The organism is Devosia sp. CAU 1758 (assembly GCF_054482695.1).
The window spans coordinates 26,922-47,480 of record NZ_JBTLRJ010000003.1 but is presented as its reverse complement, the minus strand read 5'-3'; the positions used below and the strand labels follow the sequence as shown (position 1 = coordinate 47,480).

At 61.2% G+C, this 20,559-nt stretch carries 21 protein-coding genes, 1 tRNA gene and 1 pseudogene; 9 read left to right on the top strand and 14 right to left on the bottom strand.

Annotated features, from left to right (window positions below; all coding sequences use genetic code 11):
- Positions 1-21: 21 nt before the first annotated feature.
- Entirely contained in the window at positions 22-774 is a 753-nt protein-coding gene (locus tag ACXYMS_RS10340) for a tetratricopeptide repeat protein (RefSeq protein WP_458906053.1), read from the bottom strand.
- 121 nt (positions 775-895) lie between these two features.
- Complete coding sequence (gene guaA, locus ACXYMS_RS10335; RefSeq protein WP_458906052.1) at positions 896-2,467, bottom strand: glutamine-hydrolyzing GMP synthase; 1,572 nt, start codon at positions 2,465-2,467, stop codon at positions 896-898.
- A 78-nt stretch (positions 2,468-2,545) separates the two neighbouring features.
- Here guaA and ACXYMS_RS10330 point away from each other — a divergent pair, with 78 nt between their 5' ends.
- Complete coding sequence (locus ACXYMS_RS10330) at positions 2,546-3,769, top strand: acyltransferase family protein (RefSeq protein ID WP_458906050.1); 1,224 nt, start codon at positions 2,546-2,548, stop codon at positions 3,767-3,769.
- Here the strand turns inward: ACXYMS_RS10330 and ACXYMS_RS10325 are convergent.
- The 6 genes from ACXYMS_RS10325 to guaB form a co-directional block, all read right to left on the bottom strand.
- Positions 3,766-4,248, bottom strand: coding sequence for a TspO/MBR family protein (locus tag ACXYMS_RS10325; RefSeq protein ID WP_458906048.1), 483 nt, complete (start codon positions 4,246-4,248; stop codon positions 3,766-3,768). The two genes, ACXYMS_RS10330 and ACXYMS_RS10325, sit on opposite strands and share 4 nt — an antisense overlap.
- Positions 4,249-4,389: 141 nt before the next feature.
- Positions 4,390-5,679, bottom strand: coding sequence for an RsmB/NOP family class I SAM-dependent RNA methyltransferase (locus ACXYMS_RS10320; protein WP_458906046.1), 1,290 nt, complete (start codon positions 5,677-5,679; stop codon positions 4,390-4,392).
- 3 nt (positions 5,680-5,682) lie between these two features.
- The gene (locus ACXYMS_RS10315) at positions 5,683-6,048 is read right to left on the bottom strand and encodes a VOC family protein (protein ID WP_458906044.1); all 366 of its coding nucleotides are present in this window, start codon (positions 6,046-6,048) and stop codon (positions 5,683-5,685) included.
- A gap of 7 nt (positions 6,049-6,055) precedes the next feature.
- The gene (locus tag ACXYMS_RS10310) at positions 6,056-6,484 is read right to left on the bottom strand and encodes an MAPEG family protein (RefSeq protein WP_458906042.1); all 429 of its coding nucleotides are present in this window, start codon (positions 6,482-6,484) and stop codon (positions 6,056-6,058) included.
- A gap of 78 nt (positions 6,485-6,562) precedes the next feature.
- Entirely contained in the window at positions 6,563-6,787 is a 225-nt protein-coding gene (locus ACXYMS_RS10305; protein ID WP_458906040.1) for a DUF2188 domain-containing protein, read from the bottom strand.
- A gap of 81 nt (positions 6,788-6,868) precedes the next feature.
- Positions 6,869-8,371: an IMP dehydrogenase gene (gene guaB, locus ACXYMS_RS10300; RefSeq protein WP_458906038.1), complete on the bottom strand. Its 1,503-nt coding sequence runs from the start codon at positions 8,369-8,371 to the stop codon at positions 6,869-6,871.
- A 213-nt stretch (positions 8,372-8,584) separates the two neighbouring features.
- Between guaB and ACXYMS_RS10295 the strand changes: the two genes are divergently transcribed.
- A complete protein-coding gene (locus ACXYMS_RS10295) occupies positions 8,585-9,355 on the top strand; it encodes a hypothetical protein (RefSeq protein ID WP_458906036.1) in 771 nt (256 codons plus the stop codon).
- Positions 9,356-9,358: 3 nt separating this feature from the next.
- Positions 9,359-10,408, top strand: coding sequence for a hypothetical protein (locus tag ACXYMS_RS10290; RefSeq protein WP_458906034.1), 1,050 nt, complete (start codon positions 9,359-9,361; stop codon positions 10,406-10,408).
- On the opposite strand, the gene mnhG is transcribed toward ACXYMS_RS10290, so the two are convergent.
- Genes mnhG through ACXYMS_RS10275 form a run of 3 tightly spaced genes read right to left on the bottom strand, consistent with a single transcriptional unit; the run spans position 10,405 to position 11,654 of the window.
- Positions 10,405-10,806, bottom strand: coding sequence for a monovalent cation/H(+) antiporter subunit G (gene mnhG, locus ACXYMS_RS10285; RefSeq protein ID WP_458906032.1), 402 nt, complete (start codon positions 10,804-10,806; stop codon positions 10,405-10,407). The genes ACXYMS_RS10290 and mnhG overlap by 4 nt on opposite strands.
- Complete coding sequence (locus ACXYMS_RS10280; protein ID WP_458906030.1) at positions 10,799-11,107, bottom strand: monovalent cation/H+ antiporter complex subunit F; 309 nt, start codon at positions 11,105-11,107, stop codon at positions 10,799-10,801. Before ACXYMS_RS10280 ends, mnhG begins: the two co-directional genes overlap by 8 nt.
- A gap of 4 nt (positions 11,108-11,111) precedes the next feature.
- Complete coding sequence (locus tag ACXYMS_RS10275) at positions 11,112-11,654, bottom strand: Na+/H+ antiporter subunit E (RefSeq protein ID WP_458906028.1); 543 nt, start codon at positions 11,652-11,654, stop codon at positions 11,112-11,114.
- Between the two features lie 236 nt (positions 11,655-11,890).
- Between ACXYMS_RS10275 and ACXYMS_RS10270 the strand changes: the two genes are divergently transcribed.
- The 3 genes from ACXYMS_RS10270 (at position 11,891) to ACXYMS_RS10260 (ending at position 15,336) form a co-directional block, all read left to right on the top strand.
- Positions 11,891-12,418 (top strand): hypothetical protein, encoded by a 528-nt coding sequence (locus ACXYMS_RS10270; RefSeq protein ID WP_458906026.1) that lies wholly within the window; start codon positions 11,891-11,893, stop codon positions 12,416-12,418.
- Positions 12,419-12,531: 113 nt separating this feature from the next.
- Positions 12,532-13,920 (top strand): MFS transporter, encoded by a 1,389-nt coding sequence (locus ACXYMS_RS10265; protein WP_458906024.1) that lies wholly within the window; start codon positions 12,532-12,534, stop codon positions 13,918-13,920.
- A gap of 30 nt (positions 13,921-13,950) precedes the next feature.
- Positions 13,951-15,336: an MFS transporter gene (locus ACXYMS_RS10260; protein WP_458906022.1), complete on the top strand. Its 1,386-nt coding sequence runs from the start codon at positions 13,951-13,953 to the stop codon at positions 15,334-15,336.
- Positions 15,337-15,618: 282 nt separating this feature from the next.
- On the opposite strand, the gene ACXYMS_RS10255 is transcribed toward ACXYMS_RS10260, so the two are convergent.
- Positions 15,619-16,350, bottom strand: a complete 732-nt coding sequence (locus tag ACXYMS_RS10255; protein ID WP_458906020.1) for an RlmE family RNA methyltransferase — start codon at positions 16,348-16,350, stop codon at positions 15,619-15,621.
- A complete protein-coding gene (locus ACXYMS_RS10250) occupies positions 16,340-17,524 on the bottom strand; it encodes a Ppx/GppA phosphatase family protein (RefSeq protein WP_458906018.1) in 1,185 nt (394 codons plus the stop codon). Before ACXYMS_RS10250 ends, ACXYMS_RS10255 begins: the two co-directional genes overlap by 11 nt.
- 434 nt (positions 17,525-17,958) lie before the next feature.
- Here ACXYMS_RS10250 and ACXYMS_RS10245 point away from each other — a divergent pair.
- From ACXYMS_RS10245 to ACXYMS_RS10235, 3 genes and pseudogenes are all read left to right on the top strand, one after another.
- Positions 17,959-18,032, top strand: a tRNA-Gln gene (locus tag ACXYMS_RS10245).
- A gap of 514 nt (positions 18,033-18,546) precedes the next feature.
- On the top strand, positions 18,547-18,993 hold the full coding sequence (locus tag ACXYMS_RS10240; RefSeq protein ID WP_458906016.1) for a hypothetical protein: 447 nt from the start codon (positions 18,547-18,549) through the stop codon (positions 18,991-18,993).
- A 47-nt stretch (positions 18,994-19,040) separates the two neighbouring features.
- Positions 19,041-19,341, top strand: a pseudogene (locus tag ACXYMS_RS10235) (IS3 family transposase); the annotation flags it as partial.
- Between the two features lie 183 nt (positions 19,342-19,524).
- Here ACXYMS_RS10235 and ACXYMS_RS10230 read toward each other — a convergent pair.
- Positions 19,525-20,544, bottom strand: coding sequence for an ABC transporter ATP-binding protein (locus ACXYMS_RS10230; RefSeq protein WP_458906014.1), 1,020 nt, complete (start codon positions 20,542-20,544; stop codon positions 19,525-19,527).
- Positions 20,545-20,559: the final 15 nt, after the last annotated feature.

Below are 20,559 nucleotides of genomic sequence, written 5' to 3'. Positions count from 1 at the left end.
ATCCCCTAATAGTTCGGCTGATTATTCGGCGGCAGGTTCTACGACAGCGTCCGCAGCGTCATCCTGAACAATCGCATCGATGGCATCGGCAGCAGCTTCGGCCGGGGCCTCGGCGGCAATGACGCCTTCCGAGAGCATCTGGGCCAGGTAGTAGGCCATGCGGTTGCGGATGCCGGACTGGGCCAGCGGATCATTGAGAACCTCCTCGAAACTCGCCTGAGCGGCGGCGAAGTCGCCAGCCTTGTATTGGGCCAGGCCAAGCTGTTCACCAGCGACACGACGCATCTGGGCGTCGTCGGTGGCGAGCGTGGCGACGCGGGCTTCGACATCGGCCAGCGAACCGCTATCGACCAGAATATTGGCGGCGAGCAGCAGGGCCAGTTCGCGCAGCCGCGGATTGGACTGGCTGTTGGACAGTGCGTCATAGGCCGCAACGGCGCCCGTGCTATCGCCCTGCTCTGCGAGGAGCGCCGCCTTGCGGAACTCGGCCAGAACCGGATAGCCCCCGGAGCCTTCGGCCGCCAGAGCGTCCAACTGCGCCTGGGCCGCTTCCAGGTCGCCGGCCTCGGCGGCATCGAGCGCCACATAGAGCTTTTCGGAGGCCGCTGCGGACTGACTGCTGGTGTACCAGGCCCAACCTTCATTGACCGCCACCAGCGCCACGATGGCAATCGCGCCACCGATGACGAAGGGCGCAAACCGACGCCACAGCGCCCGCATGCGATCGGTGCGCAGCTCTTCGTCGATTTCCTTGAAGATATTCTCGTTGGACATGGCCGGCCTAAAGTCGAAAGAAAGTGTGGGGGAGCATTATCACGCGCCCCCGGGAATGCAAACCGGCTCGCCTTGACGAGCCGGATGGGCTGCGATGCAGTCGCGCATTCAGTCTATCGGGCTATTCCCACTCAATGGTTCCCGGCGGCTTGCTAGTCACATCATAAACCACGCGGTTGATACCGCGGACTTCGTTGATGATGCGGGTGGCGGTGCGCCCGAGGAAGTTCATGTCGAACTGGTAAAAATCGGCGGTCATGCCGTCGACGGAAGTGACGGCGCGGAGAGCGCAGACGAATTCATAGGTGCGGCCATCGCCCATGACGCCGACGGTCTGCACCGGCAACAGCACGGCGAAAGCCTGCCAGATCTTGTCGTATTGGCCCGACTTGCGAATTTCATCGAGATAGATGGCATCGGCCTGGCGGAGGATATCGAGTTTTTCGCGGGTGATGCCGCCAGGGCAGCGGATAGCGAGGCCCGGACCCGGGAAGGGATGGCGGCCGATAAAGCTTTCGGGAATGCCCAGTTCGCGGCCAAGGGCGCGGACCTCGTCCTTGAACAGTTCACGCAGCGGCTCGACGAGCTGCATGTTCATGCGCTCGGGCAGGCCGCCGACATTGTGATGCGACTTGATGGTGACCGAGGGGCCGCCGGTGAAGGACACGGATTCGATAACGTCAGGATAGAGCGTGCCCTGGGCGAGGAAGTCGGCGCCGCCGAGTTTCTTGGCTTCTTCCTCGAAGACTTCGATGAACAGGCGCCCGATGATCTTGCGCTTGGTCTCGGGGTCGAATTGGCCTTCAAGCTCGCCGACGAAGAGCTTTTCGGCGTCGACATGGACCAGCGGGATATTGAACTGGTCGCGAAACATGGTGACCACCTGTTCGCTTTCATTGAGGCGCATCAGGCCGTGGTCGACATAGATGCAGGTGAGCTGGTCGCCAATGGCTTCGTGGATCAACACGGCAGCCACAGAAGAGTCGACGCCGCCGGACAGGCCGCAGATAACCTTGCCGGTGCCGACCTGCTCGCGGATCTTTTCGACCATCTTCTGGCGATAAGCCGCCATGTTCCAGTTGGACTCGAGGCCCACGATCCTGTGCACGAAATTGGCGAGCAGCTTGCCGCCATCGGGGGTGTGGACCACTTCGGGATGGAACATGGTGGTGTAGCGCTTGCGGCTTTCGTCGCCGGCAATTGCAAAGGGTGCGTTGGGCGATGTCGCCATGACCTTGAAGCCCTCGGGCAGTTCGGTCACGCGGTCGCCGTGGCTCATCCAGACAGGGTATTTTCCGCCAACTTCCCAGATGCCGTCATAAAGAGCGCTCGGCTCGAGCACTTCCAAATCGGCACGGCCGAACTCGCGATGGTGTCCACCCTCGACCTTGCCGCCAAGCTGCAGGCAGAAAGTCTGCTGGCCATAACAGATGGCCAGGATCGGCAGGCCGGAATCGATGATCGCCTGTGGTGCCCGGGGACTGCCCTCCTCGGTGACAGATGCCGGGCCGCCCGAGAAGACCACGCCCTTGGGCCGCATCGATGCGAAGGCGGCGTCCGCCTTGTTGAAGGGATGCACTTCGCAATAGACGCCCGTCTCTCGTATGCGGCGCGCAATCAATTGTGTGACTTGCGAACCGAAGTCGACAATGAGAATGGTGTCGGTGAGGGAGGCGGTGTCTGGGTGCTGCATGGCGAGGCTTTAGCCGCGCCAAACGGATTCCGCAAGCGGAGCGTTCGCACAACGCCCGTGCATATTCTTGGGGGGAACATGTCGGAACAGTCCAATCGTCTTCTGGGAGCAGACTTCGTGCGGGCCAGTGCCTGTCTGATCGTGCTTTTTCACCACCTGACGCAGAAGATTGATTTCCGCTCCTCCCTCGGGGAGGCCGACATTGCGCAGGTGCTTGCCAATGGCGGCACCTTTGGCGTGGGCATCTTCTTCGTGCTCAGCGGCTTCCTTCTGGCGCGGCCATTCTGGCTGGCCCTGGACCGGGGCGAACCCCTGCCCTCGCTGCGCATCTATGCGCTGCGGCGGGCGGCGCGCATCCTGCCCGGCTTCTGGGTGGCACTGACGATCACGTTCGTTCTCAGCATCGTGGTGTGGCGCGCCATCCCGGACATCTGGCTCTGGGTGCGCTATGCGTCCGGGCTGCTGCTGGTCAGCGACTGGCACTGGCTGACCTTCTTCCCTGTCGAGGTCAACGGGCCGCTCTGGTCGATCGGCTTTGAGGTCACGTCCTATCTGCTGCTGCCGCTCGGTTTCGTGCTGCTTTTTGCGTTCGGCCGGCAATCACCGCCATGGATTGCCCGTATCGCCTTTCTTGGCATTATCGGCGTGGCGCTTCTGGCGCATATGGCCTTCAGCACCCTTGTGGTGGTCGATCCGCACCGGATGGGCTGGGAATATGGGTTGCAGGGCGGCGCCAAGACCTGGATGCCCTGGTTCAATCCGTTTTCCTTCTTCGCCATGTTTGCCTTGGGCGCCCTGGCCGGCGGGGTGCAGGTAATGCTGGCGCAGGTCCGGCACTGGGTGATGGACCTCGTCTGCCTGGTGGCGCTTGTGGGTGCCGCCAGCTTCATGTGGGTGGAGGCCTATCGGGAGGCGGGCGAGCTCTATGGCTGGCTGAGGGTACCCTACCGTTTTCCCATCATGCATGCCCTGGTCGGGATCGTGCTGGCGACCGGGCCATCGACGGTATTGTTCGGCCGGTTGCTGGACAATCCGGCCACACGGTTCCTCGCCCAGATTTCCTTTGGCATCTATATCTACCACACGCTGGTCATCGAGCTGATCCAGGTCTATTTCGTGCCCAAATTCCTCTACGGCACGATGACCGATGGCGTCCTGTGGCTGACGGCAACCGCTGCGGCAGTCGGCATCTCGGTTGGCATCGCCACCGCGTCCTATCGCTGGCTGGAGGCGCCGGTCATTGCCTGGGCAAGGACGCTGGAAAAGCGTTCGCCCAATGCTGCCGTGCCTCAACCAGCCTAGTTCAACAGGGCAATTGAGAGGTTGAGGTAGCCCGCAAAACTCACCCAGGCCAGATAGGGCATGAACAGCCATGGAGCCAGCCTATCGTGCTTCTGGGAGGCGAGGATAAACCCGGCGATGGAGAGCCACATGGCCACCAGGATGACGAAGGCGAGCCAAGGCTGCTGGGCCAGGAACCAGACCGGCGACCAAGCCCAATTAAACAGCATCTGGGCGCCCCAAAATTTCATGGCGCCTGATTGCGGCGCCGCGACCCAGATGCGCCAGCCAGCGACGGCGATCATCACGTAGAGGGCGAACCAGACCGGACCGAAGACCCAGTTGGGCGGATTGAGCGGCGGCTTGGTGAGAGATTCGTACCAGGTGCCAGGGGTGGACTGGGTGCCGATCAGCGCGCCGATGCCGATGACGAGGGCAAGGAATACGGCGAGGGCCACCCAGGAGGCCGGGCTGCGATAGTCGGTGGTTGCTGCGGACATTTTAGTCTCCCGATAGCGGTTCTATTGTCAGAACGACGAAAATGCGCGTGTGGTTCGCCCAGAACCCAAGTTCTGCGACCCCCCCCCCAACCGCTCCGTCCAAGCGGAGGAACCGGATCCAGTCGGGGCTTAGTTCTCACCTCACGACTTGCGGCTCAGCAGGTGGCAATAGAACCCATCCGTGTTGGCGCGGCGCGGGGTGAGGCAAATGCCGCCGCCCTTTGTGGCCAGGCCTTCGGGCAGGTCCGTGATCAGCGCCTGACGCCAAGCCTTGGACATGTCGATGGTTTCAAAGCCAGGATTGGCGGCGAGGAAAGCAGCGATCTGGTCGTCGTTCTCCTCGGGGAGAATGGAGCATGTGATATAGACTAGAGTGCCGCCGGGTTTCACATAGCGCGCCGCCTCGACCAGAAGCGCGGCCTGTTCGGACTGACGCTGCACCAGCAATTCGGCGGTCAGCTTCCACTTGGTGTCGGGACGGCGGCGCCAGGTGCCGGTGCCGGTGCAGGGGGCATCGACCACGACACGGTCCATCTTGCCCAGAAGGTCATCGAGCGCGCCGGGATGAGGGGCGCGGACCTGGGCATTGCGCACGGCGTTGCGCTTCAAACGATCATAGATGGGCGCCAAGCGCGAGCGATCGCTGTCATAGGCGAATATTTGGCCCTTATTGCCCATGGTGGCAGCCAAGGCCAGGGTCTTGCCGCCTGCCCCGGCGCAGAGGTCCAGCACCTGTTCGCCCTCTCGGGCGCCGGCCAGTGCCGCGACAATCTGGCTGCCCTGGTCCTGCACCTCGAACCAGCCCTTCTGGTAGCCTTCATCGGTGGTGACATTGGGCGTACGAGCATCCCGCGGTCCGGCGGGCATGGTGATGCCGAAAGGCGCGACTGTGGTTGGTTGGGGCGAGAAACGCGCCAGCGATTTCATGACCTTTTCAGGCGCGGCCTTAAGCGCATTTGCGCGCAGGTCGAGCGAGGGGCGACCAGCCATGGCCTGTCCTTCGGCGATCCAGTCGGCGCCGAATGCACGCTGCAAGGAGGGTGCCAGCCAGTCTGGGAAATCGGCTTGAACCGCTGGTGGCGCGACGGAGAGATCGGCCGTTGCGGCAGTCGCTTCTTCGTCCGTAAGCGGTGTCGGCGCATGGCTGTCCTCCCCGAAGACGGCGTTGAGCGCCTCGGGTGTTTCGCCCCAGTCGCGCATGGCGACCGACAGCACCAGGGCGCGCGGAGTGTCGCTGCCCATGGCGAAGGCATGCGAGGAGCGGCGGCGCAGGGCGTCATAGACCAGGTTGCCGATGGCGGCGCGGTCCCCTGCCCCGGCGAAACGATTGTTGAGACCCCAAGCCTTGAGCGCTTCCGACACGGGCCGCTTGCGTGCCTCGACGTCAGTCAGAACTTCGATGGCAGCAGCAAGACGGCCTGGAAGGCGCATGGATCAGCTTTCGGGAAAATGGCAGACATTGACGCGGTTGCCGGCGATATCGACGAAGTCAAACCAGGTCATGGCGCCATTGGAATTGATGGTCGTGACCTCGCGCCCGTCGTCCGTTAGAGCGGTGTGGAGGGCAGTCGGGTCACGTGTGTAGAAGTTGAAGGCCGCAAAGGGCTGGTCGGGCATCTTATCGACCGGGATGAGGGTTAGCGCCGTGGTGGTGGATTCGGCGCCTTCCAGCCGCATACCGATATAGCCGGCGGAGCGGAATATCTCGACCATGCCGAACATGCGCGCATACCATTTTGCGGCAGCGTCGGTGTCGAGTGCCGGAACAAAGATCGTATCGATGCGGGAGATCAGGGACATGGGGCACTCAACTCTGCAGAAGGATGCGAAAGGTGAGCCATAGCCAAAACAGGGTCAGCACGGCAAGTCCAGCGGTATAGGCCACGAAGCGGCGATAGACGCGATTGGTGGTGACGTGGATGAGCGCATGGGCAAGGCGCAATGCCACGAACAGCCAGGCAAGGGTGACGTCAACCCACCCTACCAAGTCAAGCTGAAGCAGGAGCAGTGCAGCGACGAAGAACAGCACCGGGAGCTGGAACTGGTTGTCGAAACTGTTCGAGAGCAGTTTCGCCTTGAGCGGATAGCCCGTGCGTTCGACGGCAATGTCGGCAATGCGGATTTCGCCACGGGCGATGCGCGGCACGCGTTCAAAGCCGAGCCAAAAGACCAGTCCGATGGCCAAGAAGGCTTGAACAGCCATCGCGAGAATCAGGAGCTTGTCGAGCAGAGGCAATTCACGCTCCGGCGAAGATTCGGATTAAAGCAGTAACGGCTTGTAACAAAACGCGATTTGTTAGCACGACAATGTCGATCAGCGGCCGGTATGATCCTTCTCCGCTGATCGCCACACCGTCTCGGCGGACGTTTCGGAGGACTGGACAATAACTTCAGCGCCGGAATCCCCGGAGGCCTGCGCCTCCTCGATGGCGGCTTCGATAGCTGCCTCCCGACTCATAAACGGCGCGGACGTTTCGCCGCGATGCGTGTGCTGCCAGGCCCCGTCACGCAGGCAGACAATAAAATGGCTTTCGCTCATCAGCATCTCCTCCTTTTACCCATAACGTGGAAATGCGCCTCACGTTGCCGCCAAAGTCATTGACGCGTTCGTATCCGCCACCTACCGCCCGCTGCGGTAGTTCGGGGCTTCGCGGGTGATGGTCACGTCGTGGACATGGCTTTCGCTGAGGGCGGCGCCGGAAATCTTGACGAAGACGGAATTGTCGCGGAAGTCCTGGAGATTGTGCGCGCCGGTATAGCCCATGGAGGCGCGAAGACCGCCGGCGAGCTGATGCAGCACGGCGTTTACCGGGCCCTTATAGGGCACCTGCCCTTCGATGCCCTCGGGCACAAGCTTCATCTGGTCGCGCACATCCTGCTGGAAGTAGCGGTCGGCGGAGCCAGCGCCCATGGCGCCTACCGAGCCCATGCCGCGATAGGATTTGTAGGAGCGCCCCTGATAGAGGAACACCTCGCCCGGCGCTTCATCGGTGCCCGCCAGGAGCGAGCCAACCATGACGCAGGAGGCGCCGCCGGCCAGGGCCTTGGCCATGTCGCCTGAAAACTTGATGCCGCCATCGGCGATGACCGGTATGCCGGACTTACTGGCCTCTTCGGCGCAGCCCATGACAGCGGCGAGCTGGGGCACGCCGACGCCCGCGACAATGCGGGTGGTGCAGATAGAGCCCGGACCAATGCCGACCTTGACCGCATCGGCGCCGGCATCGATGAGGGCGCGGGTGGCCTCGGCAGTGGCGACATTGCCGGCCATGATACGGGTGGAATTGCTCTCGCGCTTGACGCGTTCGACGGCTTCGGCCACGCGGACGGAGTGGCCATGGGCGGTATCGATGACGAGGAGGTCGACCCCCGCGTCGATCAGGGCCAGCGAGCGCTCGAAGCCATTGTCACCGACGGTCGAGGCGGCGGCGACGCGCAGTCGTCCCTGCTCGTCCTTGACGGCATTAGGGTGAAGCTGAGCCTTTTCAATATCCTTGACGGTGATGAGGCCGGTGCAGCGATAATCCTCATCGACGACGAGCAGCTTTTCGATGCGGTGCTTGTGGAGCAGGACCTTGGCCTCGTCCTTGGAGGCGCCGTCGCGCACGGTGACCAGGTTCTCGTGCGTCATCAGCTCGCGGATGGGCTGGGCAGGATGCGAGGCGAAGCGCACGTCGCGATTGGTGAGGATGCCAACGAGCTTGCCAATAGCGCGGCCGCCTGTGCCACCGTTCTCGACCACCGGAATGCCGGAAATACGGCTCTGCTGCATCAGTTGCAGGGCATCGGCCAGGGTGGCATCGGGACCGATGGTGATGGGATTGACCACCATGCCGCTCTCGAAGGACTTGACCATCCTGACCTGCTCGGCCTGTTCGGCGGCGGTGAGGTTCTTGTGGATGACGCCCATGCCGCCGGCCTGGGCCATGGCGATCGCCATATTGGCCTCGGTGACCGTATCCATGGCCGATGACAGGATGGGAAGATTGAGCGCTATGTCCTTGGTGACATAGGTAGAAACGTCAGTCTCGGTTGGCAGGATGTCGGAGCGCGCCGGCTGCAGCAGCACGTCGTCAAAGGTGAGCGCCGCATCGCCGGTGATGGTGGTAATAATCTTCGCCAAGGCCAGACCCTTCCTGCCTTCTGATAAGAACCAGAGCTCTATGGAATATGAACCGGCGACAAGGACTCGCGGGTTCAGGTTGGCGAGGGTCAATAGCACCCAAGCTGGGCTTTGCCTAGGGGGCCGGCGGATGACGCCTTGGCAAGGCAAGTTCGCATTGCCAAGCCAAAAATTCAGTGGCTATTGTTCTCTGGTATTAGCGGGGGATAATTTATGGAAAATGATTCACAGCAATTAACGTCGTCCGTCGCCAAGGCTAGAATAGCTGCAGGCATACTCGCCGTAGCAACTATACTGGCGATTTTGGCGCTTTATCTATTCCGATATAGGCCGTCGGCGCTAGTCTATGATGGCACAATCGACGATGTGGTTTCATTTTATGTGGGCGAAATACTGCCAGATATGGTCGCAGCCGGCTTGGTAGCCACGATTTTGATTGTCTTTGCTCGGATGTTCCTCGACCCTATCGATTCCCTCATCAAGGAAGCGCAAGGGCGGCGCGACGAGTGGAGCAATACAGCTATCGTTGCGACGGCACTGACTTTCCACGCGGCCCGGCCGGGCAGTGAACTGGATTTCATCTACTACTACGACGGCACTGGCGATAGGTTCGTCAATCCCAAGGTACAGGACCGGCTCAAGGTGTATCTGAGTGAAACCGGTGTCGGCGCGATTGATCGCTACGTTGCTCGGTGGACGCAAATCGCCAAGGACGCCAACCGCTTTTTCGATGCCCTGGACCGCGGTGCCAAAGAGATAGGGCAAGGCTCACTCAACCGCATCGCGCTCGACGTCGAAGAGGGCGGCGCTTTTTTCTACGCCTTTAATGACGATAGTAAATCCGCCGGAACGGGCGATGAGAGGCATTATATGTTCGCTGTAACGGTCAGTCAGCGCGCAATGGAGAATGGGCGTGCCTATGCCCAAATCCAGAACATATATGAAGAACTGATGCAGATTCGCCAAAGCAAATCCGGCGCGTGACAAATGCCCGAGATTTTTGGCATACTGACCCGCTTCGCCTTGCTGGCTGCTCCCGCAGCCCTAGCTTTTCTGTTTTTTCCGTCCAGCCTTTCGGCAGCGATTGGCTTGGGTGTGTTTTCTTACATAAGCACGGCACTGCTAAGCTTGGGTCTATTCATCAACACGAACAGTGTTGATGGATCGTCCATCGGGAAGAATGTGCCAAGCTATATCGGGCGCCTCCTCGTAGCAGCGGGCGTCAAGGCTTCGCTGCTCGCAGCGGTGGTTTTTACCGCTACCCGGGACCCTATGCTAGCCATGTGCGCGGCCCTGGTCACCCAAATCGACCCAGTCGCCAGCAGCATAAATGACAGGGCGGATTCCATCCCCGGCATCAGCGCAGGTACGATTGTCCTGTTAAAAAACTGGGCGGTCATTGATGGCGTCGCCATCATTACGATTGTCGTTGGCGCAAGCGCGATCGTGTCAGGGGCGAGCAGTATTGAACACAGCGGCTTCGCACAACCAATCCTGTTCTTCGCACTGTCCTGCCTGTTCTGCCTGGTCTATTTCAGCGCCAATGACGCCATACGCCCGGGCACCCCGCGGTCTCGGGCAATGGACGCTGTGGCAGTCGCCGTTTCAATCTCCTTCGGCCAAGCCTTTGTTGCCGCCATTGCCGGCTTCATGTCGCGCAATCACTATCCGTTCGAGACGTTCAAGGCGGGCCCGATACTGCTAATCATTTGTGGCGCGGTCATCGGCATGGCGGCGACGCTTGGCGTCCACTATACTGCGTCAGAGGTCCTGACCGGGCTGGCGGTTGGTGGGTTGGCCTTTGCCGCCCAGGCATTGGTATCGCTACTGATCTATAACGACCTGTCTAACCCAGACAAAATTTACCTGGCCCTAGCCCAGCAAAGCGGTATTACCGCGACATCATCGGTGCTTGTCATCGCAATCGCCCGATCCGACCTGCTGGTGGTATGTTTCTTCTCTATCGTGGCGATCAATGTGTTGCACGCGCTCGGTCGATTATTCCTTGTCAGAGCGATGAACCACGGCGCGGCCTAGTAGCTTTCGGCGTTGCGCCGCGAAGGTGACCCCTTATCCGCCGGCGGCGCGGCGGCCTCGTCAATCACGAGGACCTCACTCTGATCGGTAATTGCATCGTCGCCCAGGGGTACCCCGGTCAAGTAGGCGGCCTTGCTGAGCAGATGCGCAGCCAAGGGCGAAGTGATGGCGACCAGCAGCACGATCAGGAGGGACTTCCAGATCACCCCGCCATCGCCGGACGAAATCATGGCCGACAGCAGGACAAAGCCTACGCCAACCGTGCCCGCCTTGGTTGTCACGTGCAGGCGTGAATAAAAGTCGGGGAGCCGCAAAAGTCCAAGCGACGCCGAGAAGATCAGCCATGCGCCGATCAGGAGCACAATTGCGGGAAGCCATTCGAAAAAAGCGTCAAACATCGTCTGCTCCCTCAGCCGCCGCGGTCCTGCCGCGCAGGTGGAGGTAGCGGGCGTAGGCCACAGTCGCCAAGAATGAGACGAGTGCCACGCCAATCGCAATATCAAGATAGAGAAACTGACCGGTCAGCACCGAATAGGTGCAGATGAAGCAGATGGCCACAATGCCAAATGTATCGATGGCCCATATCCGGTCGGCAAGCCGCTTGGACGCGACAATCTGGTATATGTCGATCAGCGCCGCCAAAATAACCAGGATCATGGACAACATGGCCACGCCCCGAGGCGTTACAAGATCAAGCATCGGGCTACCTCACACCTATGGCCGAAATCACCTTTGCCTCGAAGGAGGACTTGACATACTCCCGCAGCTTCCCTCGCCGCAGATCTTCGGTTTGCATATCCTCACGATCACTCGCATCCAGGACATGCATATAGAGAAGCTTCCTGTCTTTGGAGACGTCGACAGCCACCGTGCCGGGGATCAGAGTGATCAACATGGAAAACAGGCTGATTTCAACGTCAGTCCGAGCGTCTAGTCGGACAGCCAGGATGCCCGGATGGAAGCGCCAGCGCGCGCTCGGCTTGTACATCATAAATGCAATCTGAAACGCTGAAATCAAGAGTTCCCGAAGAAAGATATAGAGCATCCCCAAGGTAGGCCCCAACCGGATGACATGTTGAGTCTGTCCCACTTGCGACGGCCGCACCTGTTCGCGCATGAGAATGATGACGAGCACCCCAAGGGCCAAGCCAAACAGGATATTGGCGCCACTCGCGTTACCTGAGACGCTGATCCAGCCGATCGCCACCAGGCTCATCAGCATCAAGGTATAGGACGTTAGTGTCATAGCTCTTGTACATACTCCCGCGAACAAGCCGAGACCAAACCGCTCGCATTCTTTAGACGGCAAAGCGCGTCTGTTAGCAACCCGATGCGTTGGAGAATCGGGCACGCACTCAGGGCAAAATTCGGACCCAAAGGTGACGGCCATCGCTCTCATGGGCCCTACCCAATCTTTGCATCCTGACATCTTTGCATCCTGACAGATATGGCGGATGATCGACCAGCAAGGGGAAAACGATAATGAAGGCAAAGGCGATTCTGGCAGGTATTGTCACACTGGTCACTGGAACGGTGCTGGCTGCCGAACTGACAGAATTCGTGCCGGCCGAAGATGGGGCGGCGGCGTGCTGGCAGCGGGTCTATGACGGGGAACACCTGGCTGCGCATCCCGACCAGCAGGTGACCGCCATGACCCTCTCGATGAGCTTTGAGAAATATGACGCGGCCGATTCCGGCATGCATTATTTCGCGGTCGATGTGGCCCTGCGCGATGGGCGCAGGGGAACGACCGCGGGCGGATGCTGGGTCTATGACGGGGCCGCGCGCTGCGGCGTGGACTGCGATGGCGGCGGGATGGAGCTGGCGCTGGATGGCACCGGCAACCTGCTCGCGGACCTGGACGCCTATGGCTATATGCGCGTCGAGAGCGAATGCGGCGGCGGCGAAGAAGCAGAGACGTTCGAACTGCTGCCGGGGATCGACGACAAGCTGTTCCTGCTACACAGGGCGGAGGCCAAGGTGTGCAAGAGCCTGCTGCCAAGCTGGTAAGGTCACCTTCCATACAAGTTTTCGCATTTTGGGACTAGGCGTCGTGACGGGCCCGGCTCATAGTGTCCGGGCCGCATTCGCGACGTTTTTTCGATTCATCCGGTCATTGCCTCGTGATCCGCGTTACTCCGCTCATCCTGGCGGTCGCCCTGTTCATGGAACAGATGGACTCGACCGTCATTGCCACATCGCTGCCTGCCATCGCGGCCGATATCGGCACCGAGCCGATTGCGCTCAAGCTCGCGCTGACGGCCTATTTCGTGGCGCTGGCCATCTTCATTCCCATCAGCGGCTGGATGGCCGACCGCTTCGGCGCCAAGAACATCTTTCGTCTCGCAATCGTCGTATTCATGCTTGGCTCGCTGGCCTGCGCCTTCTCCTATTCGCTGGAAACCTTCGTCGCCTCGCGCTTCTTCCAGGGTATCGGCTCATCGATGATGACCCCGGTGGGACGCCTCCTCCTGGTGCGCTCGACTCCGCGCAACGAACTGGTCTCGGCCATGGCCTGGCTGACCGTGCCGGCATTGGTGGCGCCGGTGACCGGGCCGCTAATCGGCGGATTTTTAACAACTTATCTCAGCTGGCACTGGATTTTCTGGATCAATATCCCGATCGGGATTGCCGGGATCATCCTGTCGAGCATCTATCTGCAGGTGCCCGATGAACGTACGCCCAGACCGGTGGACCTGGTCGGGTTTGTCATTGCCGCCATGGCGTTTTCCGGCCTGGTCTTTGGACTCTCGGTGGTCAGCCTGCCGGCCCTGCCGATCATCTATGGGTATCTGACGCTGGCCGTCGGGGTGACGGCCTCGCTGCTTTACCTGCTGCATGCGCGCAAAACCGAGTTTCCCCTGCTGGACCCAAGGCTGCTGCGGCACCCGCTGTTTCGCTCCTCGATCACAGGCGGCTCGCTGTTCCGCATCGGGGTGGGCGCCGTGCCATTCCTGTTGCCGCTGATGCTGCAACTGGGGTTTGGACTCAATCCCTTCCAGTCTGGCGCCATCACCTTCGTTGCCGCGCTCGGCGCCATCGGCAGCAAGTTCATCGCCGAGCGGGTGTTTGCGCGCTTCGGCTTCCCGCAGGTGCTGGGCTTTGCCGCGCTGTTTGGAGGGCTTCTTATTGCGGCGCAGGGCCTGTTCACGGCCGAAACCTCGGTGCCGGTGATGATGACGGTGCTGATCCTGGGCGGAGTGCTGCGCTCGATGTTCTTTACCGGCAGCAATGCCATCGGCTATGCCGACGTGTCGGACGAGGAGGCCAGCCAGGCGACGGCAATCGTGGCGGTGGCGCAGCAAATTTCGGTCGCCTTCGGCGTTGCCGTGGCCGGTGGCATCCTCGAAGTCAGCGCCGCCTATACCGGCGGGCACCTGACGCTGCTCAATTTCCAGATTGCGTTCTTTGCGGTTGGCGGGTTGAGCGCGCTGGCCGGCATCATTTATTTCCGCCTGCCGCGGGATGCGGGCAGCAACGTTTCAGGCCACACGGCCATGGCCAGGGAGTAAGCGGGCCTTCGGGTTCGCCAAGAGAACAGATTGTCCCGCGCCACGCCCCTGATCCTTGCCACCGCGATCTTCATGGAAAACATGGATTCGACGGTGATCGCCACCTCCCTGGCCGCCATTGCCGCCGATATTGGGACCGATCCGATTTCGCTGAAGCTGGCGTTGACGGCCTATCTGGTGGCATTGGCCATCTTCATCCCGATCTCGAGCTGGATGGCCGACCGCTTCGGGGCAAGGCTTGTGTTTCGCGTGGCCATGCTGGTGTTCATGATCGGGTCCATCGGCTGCGCCCTTTCCGGCTCGCTACCGCAATTCGTGGTGGCGCGGTTCATTCAGGGGATGGGCGGGGCGATGATGGGGCCCGTGGCGCGCCTGGTGCTGGTGCGGATGACCCCGCGCCATCAACTTGTCGATGCCATGGCCTGGCTGACCATTCCGGGCCTGATCGGCCCCATTGTCGGGCCCCCCTTTGGCGGGTTTCTCACCACCTTCTTCTCCTGGCACTGGATATTCATCATCAATATCCCGATCGGCCTGTTGGGGATGGCGCTGGTGGGCCTTGCGCTGCCCAATGAGGTACGCAGCAGGCCGCGCGATATCGATGGCAAGGGGTTCGTGCTGGCGGGACTGGCCTTCGCGCTCTTCGCCTTTGGCTGTTCGGTGATCAGCCTGCCCGCCCTGCCCCCGATCTACGGCATGGTAGCGGCAGCGGCCGGTATCAGCCTGGGCTGTCTCTATGTGCGCCATGCCCTTTCCACCGAATATCCGCTGCTCGACCTGCGGCTGCTGCGCCTGCCGATCTTCCGGGTCTCGGTGGTGGCGGGCAGCTTTTTTCGGCTTGGCCAGGGGGCGGTGCCCTTCCTGTTTCCGCTGATGCTGCAACTGAGCTTTGGGTTTTCACCGTTCCAGAGCGGCATGGTGACCTTTGCCGCGGCCATCGGGGCCCTTGCAGCCAAGTTCGTTGCCAACTGGATATTCAAGAACTGGGGGTTCAAATATCCGCTGGTGTTCTCCACCCTGGTCTCGACCCTGGGCATATCGGTGATGGGTTTTTACGAGCCCGAAACGCCCATTCCGTTGATCCTGGGCATCTTGGTGTTTACCGGGTTCTGGCAATCAACCTTCTGGACCGGCTCGAACGCCTTCGTCTTTGCCGATGTGGAAGACAAGGATGCCGGACAGGCCAATGTGATCAGCCAGGTCTGGGGGCAATTGATGTTTGCCATGGGCGTAGCACTGGGCGGCGGCACGCTGGAACTGGCGCATCGGCTGCGCGGTGGCGGCGAACTGGCGCTGGCCGATTTCCATTTCGCCTTCTTCGTAGTGTCGGCGGTCAGCGCGATTGCCGTGGTGATGTTCATGCGCCTGCCGCGCAATGCCGGTCACCAGCTAATGCGGGGGCCGCATATGCATTGAGGGCTAGCCTCTTCCTCCAGGAGGAGGAGAATAGGAAGGCAATTGCTCGCATCCCGCCCGCCATTCGAGCATAGCTCTCCTGGCCTTCTTGTCTTGAATAGCTCTATTGGAGCTATTCATTCGCCTCGCGGATCGACGGCACCCGCCATTCGAGCATAGCTCTCCTGGCCTTCTTGTCTTGAATGGCTCCACAGGAGCTATTCATCCGCCGCGCGGACCGACGGCACCCGCCATTCGAGCATAGCTCTCATGGCCTTCTTGTCTTGAATAGCTCCACAGGAGCTATTCATCCGCCGCGCGGACCGACGGCGAAGCCTTGAAGCCTTTCGCGACAAGGTATGCCTCGGCCGAGTCCTTGCGGCTCGATGGCGGCTTGACGTGATAGGTAGTAGTGAAGTGGCGCTTGAGCATGTGCAGCAACTCGTGCTCGGTGCCCCCCTGGAAAACCTTTGCGACGAACGAGCCACCGGGCTTGAGCACGTCGATGGCGAATTCGGCGGCAATCTCGATCAGGTGGACGATACGCAGATGGTCGGTCGGGCGATGGCCGGTGGTGGGCCAGGCCATGTCGCTCATCACCACGTCGGCCTTGTAGCCCCCCATGGCCTCCACCAGCATGGCGGGAGCGTCATCTTCGGTAAAATCCTTCTTGAGAAGGATCACGCCGGGGATATCGTCCATGTCTATATAGTCGATGCCAACGACCAAGGGATTGTCGACGGTCGACCCGACGGCCTTGGCCGCCACCTGGGACCAGCCGCCAGGCGCAGCCCCCAGATCGACGACATGCATGCCCTTCCTGAAGAGCTTGTGCTTCTCGTTGATCTCCTTGATCTTGAAGGCAGCTCGGGAGCGGTAGCCTTCCGAGCGGGCGCGGGCGACATAGGGGTCGTTGAGCTGGCGCTCGAGCCACTTGGTCGAGGCGACCTTGCGGCCCTTGGCGGTCTTCACCCGGATCTTGAGATCCTTGTCGGACTTGCGGCCGCCCGTGCCCAGAGCCTTGCTATTGGCCATTGCCCTGCCTCCTCGGGTAGCGGTTGGGACGCTTGTGCGTCCGGTCGGCGTCCATCAGTGAAATCAGAATGCCTTCGCGCAGACCACGATCGGCGACACGGACGCGCTCGGTCGGCCATTCGCGGCGGATGGCTTCAAAAATGGCGCAGCCGGGCAGGACCAGATCGGCACGGTCCCTGCCAATGCAGGGATGCGCGACGCGGCGCTCGAACGGCATGCCGAGCAGTGCCCGCATGGTCTCGTCCACCTGGTCGCGGCGCATCCAGAGACCATCCACCTTCTGCCGCTCATAGCGTTCGAGGCCCAGATGCAGGCCCGCCAGCGTCGTCACCGTGCCCGAGGTGCCGATCAGATGCACTTTGTGGGTGCCAATCATCTGACGGAGCTTTTCGCGGCCGCGGAACTGGCGCAAATGGGAGGCGACGAATTCTACCATGGCTTCGAACACTTGGGTGGTGACGTCGATACCGCCGAATTTCTCGGCAATGGAAACCACACCGACCGGCAGCGACTGCCAGGAGCGAATCGAGGCCGACATACGACCCTGAGCGCGGGGCCGACCGCCCCGGAAATCGAGCCAGGCCAGTTCGGACGAACCGCCGCCAATGTCGAACATTAGCGCGCCCTGCGCCTCGCCATCGATCAGGTCGGCGCAGCCGGTGACGGCCAATTCGGCCTCGGTGCGTCGATCGACGATTTCGAGATCGAGACCGATTTCATTGCGGACGCGCTCGATAAAGGCCGGACCGTTCTCGGCGGCGCGGCAGGCCTCGGTGGCGATCAGGCGCATGCGCATGGGCTGGTGGTCGCGCAGCTTGTTACGGCATTGGCGCAGCGCTTCCATGGTGCGTTCCATGGCCGCGTCGCCCAACCGTCCGGTGACTGAGACGCCCTCGCCCAGGCGCACGATACGGGTAAAGCCGTCGAGTACGCGAAAGCCCCGCTCATGCGGACGGGCGATGAGCAGGCGACAATTATTGGTTCCCAGATCGAGCGCGGCGTAGAGCGGCCCGCGGCTACGGCGCGAATGGAGGGCGGCAGGCGTCCGCTGATCCGGCGCTTGGGCGGGCGGCGTTGTGCCGACCTGCTTCTCCCGGCTGGTACCGGAAGCTGCGCCAGGCCCTGCCTCGTCCACAAGGGCCGAGGCAGCGGCGGACCGAACAGAATCGGTCACGTGAGGCTCCTTCGTGCGCGGTCGCAAGAGACCGATACAATCGGCCGCGCCCGAACGCACATCATGTTGCGTTGTCGGACACGACGGTAGAGCAAGGGGGCCCGTAGCGCAATGCAAAGGATGGGAAGCGGAGGCTTGGCCCTCGCCGATGCTCGGACGTCTATTGTTGCCGATCCACCGGGTGCTGAATCGCCCCATGCGAGGACGTCGCCGGCACCTAGTGGTCGCCTGCCAGAGCCAGGATGGACTTTAAGACACCCTCGCGCCACCGAATTCCCTGCCCAGTCCTTTGGATTGACTTGTGGGTTTCCACACTTCCTCACCGCGCCCTGCGCCAGACGCTTGCAATCTCTTCGCGCTTTGTCTAATGAGACCCCGCACCGCGCTTCGCAGCCTTGCTGCCCCGTCCGCGTCGCCTAGCCAGCAGGCCTTGCTGGGGAATAGTTCAATGGTAGAACAGCGGACTCTGACTCCGTCGATCTTGGTTCGAATCCAGGTTCCCCAGCCACACTCTCCGCAAAACTCCAGGTTTTCCGCAGGTTTCAGCCAGCTCTAGCCGGCCAAATCGTGGATTTTCCCACCGGTTTGGCCACCAGATTGGCCACCGGGCTTAGCTGCGGAGCGAGTGCGAATCTCGATGCATCGCCTCCGCACCTGCTGCGCAGCGAGACCGGTCATGACGGAGAGTGTCATGGCTTCCGATACCTTTCTGGGCCTTAAGGGGCGCACCTCCTACTTCCGCCGCAAGATTCCGGCCGCCCTCCAGACTCAGCTTGCGTCAACCGAATCTGCTTCAGACTAGGCGTTATCGACAGGGATTCGGGGCTGCATCTGGGCCGACGCCTCGCTGTTGCGGTCGATGCGTTCTTTGTATCTGCGTATCTGCGCGTAGGGATAAACTGCTGTCGTCACAACAACTGTCCGCCGTGCTTGGCTCGGCGCTGCAGGACTGGCGGTCCACCATTCTGCCCGTTCCGGTGCCTCTTGTATCGACGCGTAAACAGGCCAAGGACTTGGCTTACATGGCCGATAGCCTCCTGCAGCGCCAGAGTTATGGCTATCCCATCATCGACGACGACTTCGTCGCCGAGAAGCTCGGCGCCGTGGGGATTGCGGTGCCCGAAGCCCCCATGGCTGCGCGATTGGCCGGCAATGCACTGACAGCAGGCATGGCAGCGCATTATCTTGAGACAGCGGCTGAGCTGGCACGACAGAGCGGCCTCGACCATGGCCTCTTTAGACTGCCGGCCAGCGCATGGGAGGAAAAAGCGGCCCAGCTACTTGCTCCCTTTGGCGATGGTGAGGCAACGGTGCCAATGCCAAATCCTCCCCAAGCCCCCGACCCGCTCAACTCGCCGACAATTGCCAAACGTCATCGCCAGCTGTGCCCGTCGCCACGACAAAGTTCGACCGAGAAGCCGGGGTCAGCTTTTCGAGCCAGGCCAACTACATTGTCACCGAGCGGATGAAAGCGCGACAGGTCGGCTCCGATGCAGTGAAAAATCTGGGGCCGTCGCTGTTGCTCCACTCAGACCAGGGTTCCCAGTTTACCAGCATGGAATGGGCCAGCTTCCTGCGGCACCACAATCTGGTGCACTCCATGAGCCGCCGCGGGCAACTGCCACGACAATGCGGTGGCCGAGAGCTTCTTCAATTTGCTCAAGCGCGAGCGGATCAGGCGTCGGACCTATCGGACACGGGACGAAGCTCGCCAGGATGTGTTCGATTACATCGAGATGTTCTACAACCCGACCCGCAAGCACGTCCGCAACGGCATGCTCTCACCCGTCGAGTTCAAACGGCGACACCAAATCTAACCCCGAAGGTGTCCACAGAACGCGGGGCTATTCAGATCGCGCGACAGCTTCAGGCGCTGCTACCTGCTGACAGAATCTGAAAGCCCCTTGCCCTTCCCACCAACTTCACAGGTGACCTTCAAGGGCCGCGAGGAGCCAGCAGCGCGGCACTTCCACTGGCGGAGCGAACATGAGATCGCCATTTTACTGCGCTGCCTCAAAAACATGCACCAGTTCCAGGTCAATGCCGAGCCCGACCTCTGAGCCTATTTCTGGTTCGTCGTTCGCTTGGTAAACAACCAGCGCAATCGTGCCATCGGCCAACTCTACGTGCAGTAGGCTTTCGGAGCCGCTGTATTCAGAGGTAAGCAATCGACCGGTCAGGACCGCCTGATCCAGAGGAACCAGACGAAGATGCTCCGGTCGCATGCCGACCTGCGCACCTTTGGATACCACAAGACCCTGCGTCGCCAACCGCTCGCTGACCATGGCGACTGGTAAGAGGTTCATCTTGGGGCTGCCAATAAATTGCGCCACGAAAGTGTTTGCCGGGTTCTCATAGAGTTCTCGCGGCGTTCCGACCTGTTCAACGCGTCCGTCGCGCAGTACGACGATCCTGTCAGCGAGTGTCATCGCCTCGATCTGGTCATGAGTGACATAGATCATGGTGTTGCCGAGCCGGCGATGCAGGCTGGCAATCTCGGCACGCATATGAACCCGCAGTTCGGCGTCGAGATTGGAGAGCGGTTCATCAAAAAGAAACACCTCCGGCGCCGCAACGATAGCCCGCCCAATGGCAACCCGCTGGCGTTGGCCACCTGACAGTTCGCGCGGGTAGCGGTCGAGCAAGGCGCCAAGTTTGAGAACCTCGGCCGCTTCGCCCACCTTCTTGGCGCTTTCGGCCGCCGGCACTTTGCGCACCTTCAGCCCGAAGCCCATGTTCTCGCGCACCGTCAGGTGCGGATAGAGCGCATAGGATTGAAACACCATCGCAACGCCCCGGCGCGCCGGAGGCACCTCGTTCATCTTCCGGCCGCCGATATTGAGATCGCCCGAGGTGACATCTTCGAGCCCCGCGATCATGCGCAGCAGTGTTGATTTGCCGCAGCCCGAGGGCCCAACGAACACGATGAATTCGCCATCCTCGATGCTAAGGTCGATATCGCGGATGACTTCGACCTTTCCAAAGGTCTTGCGCACGTTTTCCAGGGAAAGACTGGTCATGATCTGGCTTTCTTT